This is a genomic window from Cellulomonas sp. EB106-03-03-XG116 (assembly GCF_058792015.1).
On sequence record NZ_JBYTEP010000060.1, the window covers coordinates 11,454 to 22,023 of the forward strand.

General features: G+C 75.3%; 10 protein-coding genes. 5 read left to right on the top strand and 5 right to left on the bottom strand.

Annotated features, from left to right (window positions below):
* Window positions 1–74: 74 nt before the first annotated feature.
* The 3 genes from AC3WUG_RS16960 to AC3WUG_RS16970 all read right to left on the bottom strand — a co-directional run bounded on the left by AC3WUG_RS16960 (window position 75) and on the right by AC3WUG_RS16970 (window position 4,067).
* The gene (locus AC3WUG_RS16960) at window positions 75–1,856 is read right to left on the bottom strand and encodes an EAL domain-containing protein (RefSeq protein ID WP_492328735.1); all 1,782 of its coding nucleotides are present in this window, start codon (window positions 1,854–1,856) and stop codon (window positions 75–77) included.
* Window positions 1,857–2,031: 175 nt separating this feature from the next.
* Window positions 2,032–2,592 (bottom strand): GNAT family N-acetyltransferase, encoded by a 561-nt coding sequence (locus AC3WUG_RS16965; protein WP_492328736.1) that lies wholly within the window; start codon window positions 2,590–2,592, stop codon window positions 2,032–2,034.
* Between the two features lie 5 nt (window positions 2,593–2,597).
* Entirely contained in the window at window positions 2,598–4,067 is a 1,470-nt protein-coding gene (locus AC3WUG_RS16970) for an NAD-dependent succinate-semialdehyde dehydrogenase (RefSeq protein ID WP_492328737.1), read from the bottom strand.
* Between the two features lie 73 nt (window positions 4,068–4,140).
* Here AC3WUG_RS16970 and AC3WUG_RS16975 point away from each other — a divergent pair, with 73 nt between their 5' ends.
* Window positions 4,141–4,956 carry a thymidylate synthase gene (locus tag AC3WUG_RS16975; RefSeq protein ID WP_492328738.1) on the top strand — a complete coding sequence of 272 codons (816 nt, stop codon included), beginning with the start codon at window positions 4,141–4,143 and terminating at the stop codon, window positions 4,954–4,956.
* A gap of 36 nt (window positions 4,957–4,992) precedes the next feature.
* On the opposite strand, the gene AC3WUG_RS16980 is transcribed toward AC3WUG_RS16975, so the two are convergent.
* Together AC3WUG_RS16980 and AC3WUG_RS16985 are read right to left on the bottom strand one after the other, a co-directional pair.
* A complete protein-coding gene (locus AC3WUG_RS16980; protein WP_324844215.1) occupies window positions 4,993–5,313 on the bottom strand; it encodes an AzlD domain-containing protein in 321 nt (106 codons plus the stop codon).
* Window positions 5,310–6,077 carry an AzlC family ABC transporter permease gene (locus AC3WUG_RS16985; protein ID WP_492328739.1) on the bottom strand — a complete coding sequence of 256 codons (768 nt, stop codon included), beginning with the start codon at window positions 6,075–6,077 and terminating at the stop codon, window positions 5,310–5,312. Before AC3WUG_RS16985 ends, AC3WUG_RS16980 begins: the two co-directional genes overlap by 4 nt.
* A 216-nt stretch (window positions 6,078–6,293) precedes the next feature.
* Between AC3WUG_RS16985 and AC3WUG_RS16990 the strand changes: the two genes are divergently transcribed.
* From AC3WUG_RS16990 to AC3WUG_RS17005, 4 genes are all read left to right on the top strand, one after another.
* Complete coding sequence (locus tag AC3WUG_RS16990) at window positions 6,294–7,250, top strand: carbohydrate ABC transporter permease (RefSeq protein WP_492328740.1); 957 nt, start codon at window positions 6,294–6,296, stop codon at window positions 7,248–7,250.
* Window positions 7,247–8,173, top strand: a complete 927-nt coding sequence (locus AC3WUG_RS16995; RefSeq protein WP_492328741.1) for a carbohydrate ABC transporter permease — start codon at window positions 7,247–7,249, stop codon at window positions 8,171–8,173. The genes AC3WUG_RS16990 and AC3WUG_RS16995 overlap by 4 nt, the downstream gene beginning before the upstream one ends.
* 113 nt (window positions 8,174–8,286) lie before the next feature.
* Window positions 8,287–9,648: an ABC transporter substrate-binding protein gene (locus AC3WUG_RS17000; protein WP_492328742.1), complete on the top strand. Its 1,362-nt coding sequence runs from the start codon at window positions 8,287–8,289 to the stop codon at window positions 9,646–9,648.
* Window positions 9,645–10,472 carry a glycerophosphodiester phosphodiesterase gene (locus AC3WUG_RS17005; protein WP_492328743.1) on the top strand — a complete coding sequence of 276 codons (828 nt, stop codon included), beginning with the start codon at window positions 9,645–9,647 and terminating at the stop codon, window positions 10,470–10,472. The genes AC3WUG_RS17000 and AC3WUG_RS17005 overlap by 4 nt, the downstream gene beginning before the upstream one ends.
* The last annotated feature ends 98 nt before the right edge of the window (window positions 10,473–10,570 follow it).

Here is a 10,570-nt window from a genome sequence, read left to right on the forward strand (position 1 = left end):
GTGACGGACACGCCGGCGGCGTGTCCGTCACAACCATCCACCGTCGGGCTTGTCGGGCGTCCCGGGAGCCGTGGTCAGGCCGGGGTCAGGTACGCGCGCAGGGCGTCCGCCGGCATGGGCCGCGCGACCAGGAAGCCCTGGACCAGCGGCACCCCCGCCGCCCGCAGCGCGTCGAGCTGCGCGGCCGACTCGACGCCCTCGGCGACGACGGTCATGCCCTGCTCGACGGCCATCCGGTGCACGAGCTCGACCAGCAGCGCGTCCAGCGGGTCGTCGAGCATCCCCGCCACCACCGACCGGTCGATCTTGAGCACGTCGACCGGCAGCCGCGAGACCTGCCGCAGGCCCGACATCGCGCCGCCCAGGTCGTCGAGGGCGATCGGCACCCCGGCGGCCCGGAGCGCGTCGAGCGCCCCGAGCGCCGCGGCGACCTGCGCCTCGGTCGCCGCCTCGGACAGCTCCAGCCGCACGCCGTCGTGCGGCGTGCCCGACGCGTCCAGCACCCGGAGCACCCGGTCGGCGAGCAGCGGCTCCTCCAGGGCGGCGGGGGACAGGTTCACGTTCACCACCGCCGGGGCGTCGTCGCCGAGCGCGGCGCGCCACCCGGCCCGGTCGGTGCACGCGCGCTCGAGCACCCACAGGTCGAGCTCGAGCGCCAGGCCCGCCCGCGCGGCCCGGTCCAGCGGCGCGACCGGGCCCGCGAGCCGCCCCTCGGCGTCCCGGGACCGCAGCAGGGCCTCCACCTCGCGCACCGACCCGTCGGCCGTGCCCGCGATCGGCTGGTAGTGCACCTCCAGCGACTCGAGGTCGAGCCCGGGCAGCGCGGCGAGCCCCGCGAGGCCCGCCGCGCCGGGACCCGGACCTGCGCCCGCGCCCGCCCCCGGGCCGGTGTCCGCGCCGGCGAGCCGCACCCGGTCGCCGCCCGCCTTCTTCGCGCCGTACATCGCCAGGTCGGCCTCGCGCAGCAGCCGGTCGTGGTCGACGAGCGCTCCGGCGCCGAGCGCCAGGCCGACGGACACCCGGGAGTGGGCGGGCACCGGCAGGCCCGGGTCGTGCGCCGCGATCGCCGCCCGCAGCACCTCGCCGAGGTCCAGCGCGCGGACCCGCCAGGTGTCGTCGGGCGTCTGCGCCGGCAGCAGGCGGGCGACCGCGAACTCGTCGCCGCCCAGCCGCCCGACCACGTCGCCGGGCAGCGCCGACGCCGCCAGCCGGGTCGCGACGGAGTGCAGCAGCGCGTCGCCGAACGAGTGCCCGAGGGTGTCGTTGACCTCCTTGAGCCGGTCGAGGTCGAGGAACGCCAGGACCACGGCCCCGCCGTCCGCGCGCGCGGCCGCGCAGAGCTCCCGGAGGCCGTCGACGAACCGGGCCCGGGACGTGACGCCGGTGAGGTGGTCGTGCGACGCCTCGTGCGCCAGCTCCGCGGCGAGCGCCTCCATCAGCGTCGTCGGGTCGAGGATGCCGACCGGGCCGCCGTCCGCTCCGGTGACGATCATGTCCTGGTAGCCGTCGCCCCCGACCAGCCGCTCGGCGGCCTCCGTCAGCGAGGCCCGGACGTCGACCCAGGGCACCTCCCAGCGCGCGACGTCCGCGACCGGCCGCCGCCCCCACAGCGACCGGCCGAAGCCGTACCGCCCGGTCATCGTGGTGAGGAAGTCCTTGCGGGCGACCATCCCGTGCGGGCCGCCCGGCTCGCGCGGGGCGACGAGGACCGAGGAGCCGGTCCACCGGGTGCGGAAGCCGACGTCCACCGCCTCGCAGGAGTCGGTCGGGGCGACGACGACGGGGGCGGAGACCAGGTCCGAGAGGAGCCGGCCGCGGTCGGCGCGCCGCCAGGGCGCGCGGGTCTGGGGGGACACGCCCGCACGATCGCCCGGCGCGCCGCCGACCTGAGGCGTCGCCGCGCCGCGACGCCGGCTGTTCGCGCGCCGTTCACCGCGCGCCGGCCGTCCGGGTGAGGGCGCCACCCGGACGGCGGCACCCGGCCGCACCGGAGGCGCGGCCGGCGCCGGGACCCGCCCACGGGCGGGCCGGTCAGATGCCGGCGCCCCAGAGGTGCTCGGTGATCTCCCGCGGGTCGTCCTGCTCGCCGAGCACCCGGGTCGCGCCGACGTCGCCGAGCCCCGCCGACCCGAGGAACTGCTCGCGCGCGGTGTCGCCCTGCACGACCCAGGTCTGCACGCTGGTCGCCCGGTCCTCGTCGCGCAGCAGGTCGACGACGGCGGCGAGCAGCCGGGAGCCGTGGCCCAGCCGCCGCTCGGCGGGGTCGACCTCCAGCGCGAGGATCTCGCCGCCCGGGGTGTCGTCGCCCGACCCGGGCGGGGCGGTGACCGGCGCGACGGAGGCGAACCCGACCAGCCGCGGCCCGTGCATCGCGACCAGCACGCGGTAACCGCGGCCCGGGGGCGAGGCGATCGCCGCGGCCCACTGGTCGGTGACCCGCGCGAGGTCGACCCGGTCGAGCACGTCCTCGCCGACCAGGTCGCCGAGCGTCGCCCGCCACGCGGCGAGCTGCACGGCCGCGACGGCTCCCTCGTCCCCGGGGACGGCGGGGCGGACGGAGACGTCGGAGGTGGCGGCGAGCAGGGGGTCCATGCCGGTCACAATGCCACGTACACCGGCTCCAGGTACTCCTCGATCCCGGCCTCGCCGCCCTCGCGCCCGATGCCCGAGGACTTGACCCCGCCGAACGGCGCGCTGGCGTCGGACACCATGCCGCGGTTGACGCCGATCATCCCGGCCTCGACGCCCTCGGCCAGCCGCATCACCCGGTCGACGTCCCTCGTGTAGGCGTACGCGACCAGGCCGAACTCCGTCGCGTTCGCCAGCCGGAGGCCGTCGGCCTCGTCGCCGAACGTCACGACGGGGGCCACGGGGCCGAAGATCTCCTCCCGCACGGCGCGGGCGTCCTCGGGCACCCGGTCGAGCACGGTCGGCGGGTAGAAGTACCCGCGCCGTCCCGGCCGCTCGCCGCCGGTCCGCACCCGGGCGCCGTCGTCCGCCGCCGCGGTGACCAGCTCCTCGACCCGGTCGACGGCCGCCTCCTCGATGAGCGGGCCGACCGCGACGTCCGGGGCGGTGCCGGGGCCCATCACCAGCCGCTCGAACGCGGTCGTCAGCCGGTCGGCGAACTCCGCGGCGACCGGCTCCTGGACGAGGAACCGGTTCGCGGCGACGCAGGTCTGCCCGGCGTTGCGCATCTTGGCGGCGACGGCGCCCTCGACGGCGGCGTCCAGGTCGGCGTCGGCGAATACCAGGAACGGGGCGTTGCCGCCGAGCTCCATCGAGGTGCGCAGCACGTTGTCGGCGGCCTGCTTGAGCAGCGACCGGCCGACCTCGGTCGACCCGGTGAACGACAGCTTCCGCAGCCGCGGGTCGGCGATGACGGGCTCGGTCAGCGCGCGGGACGACGCGGTCGGCAGCACGTTGATCACCCCGGCCGGCAGGTCGCGCGCGTCGAGCTCCGCCCGCACGATCTCGGCGAAGTACGCGGTGGTCAGCGGCGTGAGCTGCGCCGGCTTGATGACGACCGGGCAGCCGGCGGCCAGGGCGGGTGCGACCTTCCGGGTGATCATGGCGATCGGGAAGTTCCACGGCGTGATGAGCAGCGCGGGGCCGACCGGCCGCCGGAGCACCAGCTGGTGGTGCGTGCCCGCGGGCGCCCGCCGGGTCAGGCCGCCGAGGCGCACGGCCTCCTCGGAGTACCAGCGCACGAACTCGGCCGCGTACTGCACCTCGGCGCGCGCCTCCGCCAGCGGCTTGCCGCCCTCGGCGGTGATGAGCGCCGCCAGGTCCTCCGCGCGGGCGACCATCGCGTCGAACACCGCGCGCAGCACGTCCGACCGCGTCCGCGGGGCGACCTCGCGCCACGCGGGGAAGGCGCGATGGGCCGCGTCGAGCGCCGCGAGGCCGTCCTCGGGCGTGGCGTCGGCCACCTCGAACAGCACGTCGGTGGTCGCCGGGTCGGCCACGGCGAACGTGCCCCGGCCGGTGGCGTGCCGCCACTCGCCGTCGATCAGCAGGCCGGTGGGCGTGTGGGCGGCGACGTACGGCGGCAGCGGCGAGGTCATGAGGCCCAGTGTCGTCCCGGACCTCGCCGGGCGGCACCCCGAGATCCGCGGCCCGGAACCCTACGATGGCCCCATGACGACGCCCGCCGGACCGATCGAGACGCCGTACGAGGACCTGCTCCGCCTGGTGCTGGAGACCGGCACCCCCAAGGCGGACCGCACCGGCACCGGGACCCGCAGCGTGTTCGGGCACCAGATGCGGTTCGACCTGCAGCAGGGGTTCCCGCTCGTCACCACCAAGCGCGTCTTCGTGCGCGGGCTGACCGAGGAGCTGCTCTGGTTCCTGCGCGGCGAGCGCAACGCCCGCACGCTGCAGGAGAAGGGCGTGCACATCTGGGACGAGTGGGCCGCCGAGGACGGCGACCTCGGCCCGGTGTACGGGGTGCAGTGGCGGTCCTGGCCGACCCCCGACGGCGGGACGATCGACCAGCTCGCGCAGGTGCTCGACGGCCTGCGGCGGGACCCCGACTCGCGGCGGCACATCGTGTCCGCGTGGAACGTCGCGGACATCCCGTCGATGGCGCTCGCGCCGTGCCACGCGTTCTTCCAGTTCTACGTGGCCGACGGGAAGCTCTCCTGCCAGCTCTACCAGCGGTCGGCCGACCTGTTCCTGGGCGTGCCGTTCAACATCGCGTCCTACGCCCTGCTCACGCACATGGTGGCGCAGCAGGTCGACCTCGAGGTCGGCGACTTCGTCTGGACCGGCGGCGACTGCCACATCTACGACAACCACGTCGACCAGGTGCGCGAGCAGCTGACCCGGGAGCCGTTCCCGGCGCCGACCCTGCGCCTGCGCCGCGCCCCGTCGCTGTTCGAGTACACCGCCGAGGACGTGACGATCGAGGGCTACCAGCACCACCCGGCGATCAAGGCCCCGGTCGCGGTCTGACGGACCCGCCGGGCGCGCCCGCGCCGGGCGCGCGCGTCAGGGCAGGCCCAGCCAGCGGAGCAGGGCCGCCGTCGCGGCGGCCAGCAGCACGACCAGCACGAACGGCGCGCGCAGCAGCAGGGCGACCGCCGCGACCGCCAGCGCCGCCAGCCGCGCGTCCAGCGCGAGGGCGCCGTCGGTCGTCGCCGTCTGCACCGCGACCAGCGCGGCCAGCAGCGCCGCGGTCACCAGCGCGGCCGTGCGGACCACCCGGGGCCGCTCCAGGAGCGCGCGCGGGACCAGGTGCCCGGCGACCTTCGTGGCGAGCACCACGACCGAGGCGGCCAGCACGGCCCACCACACCGCGAGCCGGCTCACGGGGTCACCGCCGGCGCCGCGTCGGCCCCGCCGCCCGTGCCCCGGCCGGCGCCCGCGCCCCCGCCGTCGAGCACCCCCACGACCACCGCCAGCGCGGCCGCCGCGAGCACCGGCACGCCGGCCGGCGCCACGGGGGTGAGCGCGAGCGCCAGCACGGCGGCCGCCACCGCCACGGCGCGCACGGTCCGCGTCGCCCGCGCGTCGTCGCCGGACAGCCGCGGCCACAGCAGCGCGAGGAACGCCGCCCCGGCAGCCGCGTCCAGCCCGTACCGCCGCGGGTCGCCCAGCGCGTCGCCGAGCAGCGCGCCCAGGAGCGAGAAGGCGTTCCACAGCACGAACACGCCGGCGCCGGTCCACCAGAACCCGGCACGGGTCGCGGCGGGCGTCGGCTGCGCCGTCGCGACGGCCGTGGACTCGTCGATCGTCAGGTGCGCCGCGAGCACGCGCCGCCAGCCGGAGGCGCCCAGCAGCGGGGCGACCTGCACCCCGTAGAGGCCGTTGCGCGCCCCGAGCAGCCCCGCGGTCGCCACGACCGCCCCGATCCCGCCGCCCGCGCCCACGACGCCCACCGCGGCGAACTGCGAGCCGCCGCTGAACATCAGCAGGCTCAGCGCCATCGTCTGCGGGACGTCGAGGCCGGCGGCGACGGACAGCGCGCCGAACGAGACGCCGTACAGCCCGGTCGCCACGGACACGGACACGGCGGTGCGGACGGCCGACCGGACAGCGGGGTCGGACCGGTCCGCGGGGGAGCGGGCGGGCACGCGACGAGGGTAGGACCTCCGTCCCTGGCGGTCGCCCGGGCGTCCACCCGCTGACCGCCCGGTGACGCCGCGGAACCCCAGGTGAACGACCCGGGAAGCCTTGCGGAACGCACCCCGGGAAGGGTCGTCCGGGTGGCGCGGCCGGGGCAGGGTGTCCAGGGCCGGCGACGGAGCGGGCCAGCACCCTGCCCCCCCGAACGAAGCGGACTCCTCCCCGTGACCTCTGCCGACGTCCTCGCCCCGCCACCGGTGGCCGCCCCCTCGGGCGCTCCCCGGCAGCGCGGGGCGCTCCAGTCGCACAAGCGCCGGTCGGCGCTGCTCTGGTTCCTCCTGCTGGCCGGGCCCAACGTGGCCCTGCTGCTGGTGTTCGTCTACCGGCCGCTGATCCAGTCGTTCTACCTGTCGACGCTGCAGTGGAACCTCGGCTCGCCCGTCGCCCGCAGCATCGGGCTGGGCAACTACGTCGAGCTGTTCACCTCGCGGAACTTCACGCAGGTCGTCACCACCACGGTGGTGTTCACCGTCGCCACGGTCGGCGGCGCGATGCTGCTGGGCCTCGGCCTGGCGGTCCTGCTCAACCAGAAGCTCCGCGGCCGCGGCTTCGCCCGCACCGTGGCGTTCGCACCGTACGTGCTGTCGGGCTTCGCGGTCGGCATCCTCTGGCTGTTCATCTTCGACCCGCGGTACGGCCTGATGCGCGAGGTGCTGAGCTGGGTCGGGGCGTCCTCGCCCCAGTGGTACACCCAGCGCCCGTGGCCGCTGGTGATGGTGATCGTCGTGTACCTCTGGAAGAACCTCGGGTACGTCGCCCTGATCTACCTGGCCGGCCTGCAGTCGGTCCCGCAGGACCTCAAGGACGCGGCGGCCCTCGACGGCGCCTCGTCGTTCCGGACGCTGCGGTCGATCATCCTGCCGCTGCTCACCCCGACGTCGTTCTTCCTGCTGGTCACGATGATGCTGGCCTCGCTGCAGTCGTTCGACATCATCAAGGCGATGACCCAGGGCGGCCCGCTCGGGTCGACCACGACGCTCATGTACTCCGTGTACCAGGAGAGCTTCGTCAACGGCCGCGCGGGCTACGCCTCCGCCGTCGCCACCGTCCTGTTCCTCGTGCTGCTGGCGGTCACCGCGGTGCAGATGCGGTTCGTCCAGCGGAAGGTCCACTACGCATGAGCGTCCTGACGCCCCGTCGCCCGGCCGCCGAGGCCGCGACCCCGCCCGCGGCGCCCACCCGGCGCGACGTCCGGCCCACCGCCGCGTCGTCACGCCCGGGCCACCGGCAGCGTCCGCACGTCGGCAGCTACCTCACGATGGTCCTCGCGACGATCGTGCTCGGCGCCCCGCTGATCTGGATGCTGCTCGCCAGCCTCAAGACCTCCCAGGAGCTGTACCAGTTCCCGGTGCAGTGGCTGCCGGGCGCGCCCAGCCTCGACAACTACGCGCAGGCCGCGGACACCGTGCCGCTCGGCCGGCTGCTGCTCAACAGCGTCGGCCTGACCGTCGTCGGCGCCGGCCTCAAGGTGGTCCTCGGCCTCACCTGCGCCTACGCGCTGGTGTTCCTCGAGCTCCCGTTCAAGAAGATCGTGTTCGGGCTGGTCATCGCCACGCTGATGATCCCGCCGCAGGTCACGATCATCCCGAACTACACCCTGGTCGCCGACCTCGGCTGGCTGAACACCTACCAGGGCATCCTCGTCCCGGGCCTGGCCAGCGCGTTCGGCACCTTCCTGTTCCGCCAGCACTTCCTGACGCTGCCCGCCTCGATCCTCGAGGCCGCGGAGCTCGACGGCGCCGGCCACTGGCGCAAGCTGTGGCGGTTCGTGGTGCCGATGAGCACGCCGACCATCGCGGCGGTCACCCTCGTGTCCGTCGTCACCGAGTGGAACGACTACCTCTGGCCGTTCCTGGTCATCGACCGCGCCGACAAGATGACGCTGCCGATCGGCCTCACCCTGCTGCAGAACATCGACGGCCTGACCAACTGGGGCGTGCTGCTGGCCGCCACGGTCGTCGTGACCCTGCCGATCCTCGTCGTCTTCCTGGCCCTGCAGCGCCGGCTCGTCGCCGGCCTCACCGCGGGCGCCGTCACCGGCTGACCCGCCCGGAACGTGGCCGGTCCGCCGGCCGCCTGAGACGGCCGCGCCCCCGCGCGCCCGTCAGCCCCCCGAGCGCCGCGACGCGGCGCGCGAACCCCCGAAGGAGCACCACCGTGTCCCACCCCCGCAGGCGCCGCCGCAGCACCCTGGCCGTCGCCGCTGCCGTCGCCGGCACGACGCTCGCGCTCACGGCGTGCGGCGGCCCGTCGACCGCCGCCTCGTCCGACGAGTCCGCGGCCGCCGAGGCGACCGACTGGTCGCAGGTCGAGCCCGCGTCCGAGATCACCTGGTGGAGCAACCACCCCGGCCAGTCCCAGGCCGTGGAGGAGCAGCTCATCGCCGACTTCGAGGCCGAGAACCCGGACATCAAGGTCAACCTCGTGACCGCCGGCGCCAACTACGACGAGGTCGCCCAGCGCTTCCAGGCCGCCTCGCAGACGGACGAGAAGCCCGACCTCGTCATCGCGTCCGACGTCTGGTGGTTCCGGTACCACCTGAACGACCAGATCATGCCGCTCGACGACGTGTTCGAGGCGCTCGACGCCGACGCGGACGACTTCCAGCAGGGGCTGTACGGCGACTACGAGTACGACGGCCAGCACTGGGCCGCGCCGTACGCGCGCTCCACGCCGCTCTTCTACTACAACAAGGACATGTGGGCCGCCGCGGGCCTGCCCGACGAGGGCCCGGAGTCCTGGGAGCAGCTCCAGGAGTGGAGCACCGCGCTCGAGGCCCAGGTCCCGGCGGAGGGCTCGCCGTTCGGCCTGTCGCTCGGCACCTCCTGGTCCGCGTGGTGGTTCGAGAACATGATCTGGGGCCAGGGCGGCGAGTACTCCGACGAGTTCGACGTCACGCTCGACTCCGAGGAGGCGCTGGCCGGCGGCGAGTTCCTCCGCGGCCTGTTCCACGGCGACGACGCGATCGCCACGGTCTCGGCGGACGACTCGATGGCGGACTTCGCGTCCGGCCTCATCGCGTCGACCATCGGCTCGACCGGCTCGCTGAAGGGCGCGCTGGACGCGGCCTCGTTCGAGGTCGGCACGGCGTACCTGCCGGACGGCCCGGCCGGCGGCGGCACGCCGACCGGCGGCACCGGCCTGGCGATCTCCTCCTCCAGCACCCCGGAGAAGCAGCTCGCCGCGGCGATGTTCCTCGAGTTCCTCACGAACACCGAGAACACCGCGACGTTCTCCCAGGCGACCGGCTACATGCCCGTGCGCACCTCGGCCGTCGAGTCCGACACGATGAAGGCCGTGTACGAGCAGTACCCGCAGTTCCGCACCGCGGTCGACCAGCTGGCGGAGAAGGCGCGCCCGCAGGACTACATCCGCGTGTTCGTGCCGGGTGCCGACGCGCTGCTCACCGACGCCCTGGAGCAGATCGTCCTCGAGGGCACCGACCCGGCCGAGGCGTTCGGGTCCGTCACGCCGCAGATCGAGACGGCGTACTCCGAGAACGTCGAGCCGTACCTGTGACCGGAACCGTCACCGGTCCGGTCGCCGGGGCCGCCCACCAGGGCGGCCCCGGCGCCGGGGCGTCCGGGTCGCCCGCGCCCCTCGTCGTCGCGCACCGCGGCAACTCCGCGGTCGCCCCGCAGAACACGCTCGCCGCCTTCGAGGCGGCGTGGCGCGCGGGCGCGCACAGCATCGAGATCGACATCCAGCCGACGGCCGACGGCGAGGTCGTGGTCATCCACGACGACACCGTCGACGCCACCACGGACGGGCAGGGCGTCGTCGGCGAGATGACGCTCGACGCGGTGCGCGCGCTGGACGCGGGCTCGTGGTTCGCGGCCGCCTACGCCGGGCAGCGGGTGCCGACGTTCGCCGAGGTGCTGGACCTGATGGTCCGCCGGCCGGGGATCGACCTGCTGCTGGAGCTCAAGGGCGCCTTCACGGTCGACCAGGTCCGGCCGGTCACCGAGGCGATCCGCGCGGCCGGGCTGGTCGACCGGGTGATCGGGCAGTCGTTCTGGCCGGAGTCCGTGCGGGCGCTCGCGGCGGCGGACCCCGACCTGCGTCGGGGCCTGCTGATCTTCCAGGTGCCCGAGGACGGCGGGGTCGACGAGGTGGTCCGCGTCGCGGGCGAGCTCGGCGTCATGACCGTCAACCCGTACGGCCCGCTGCTGGTCGAGCACCCGGACCTGGTCGCGCGGCTGCACGCCGCCGGCCTGCAGGTCCAGGTCTGGACGCTCAACGAGCCCGAGCACTGGGCGGCCGCGGTCGCCCTGGGCGTCGACGCGGTCATCACCGACCGCCCGGACCGCCTGGCCGGCTGGCTCGCGGCCCGCGCGTCCTGACGCCCTGAGCGCGCCCCGCCCCGCGCCGGGGCCGGTCCTGTTTCTTCTCCCCCTCTCCGAGCCCACAAAACATGGCGCCTGGTCTGGGGGGGGGGGGG

Coding starts and splice junctions, on each gene's coding strand:
- AC3WUG_RS16965 (WP_492328736.1), bottom strand. CDS start 2,592: ATGGACCCCCTGCTCGCCGCCACCTCCGACGTCTCCGTCCGCCCCGCC.
- AC3WUG_RS16970 (WP_492328737.1), bottom strand. CDS start 4,067: ATGACCTCGCCGCTGCCGCCGTACGTCGCCGCCCACACGCCCACCGGC.
- AC3WUG_RS16975 (WP_492328738.1), top strand. CDS start 4,141: ATGACGACGCCCGCCGGACCGATCGAGACGCCGTACGAGGACCTGCTC.
- AC3WUG_RS16995 (WP_492328741.1), top strand. CDS start 7,247: ATGAGCGTCCTGACGCCCCGTCGCCCGGCCGCCGAGGCCGCGACCCCG.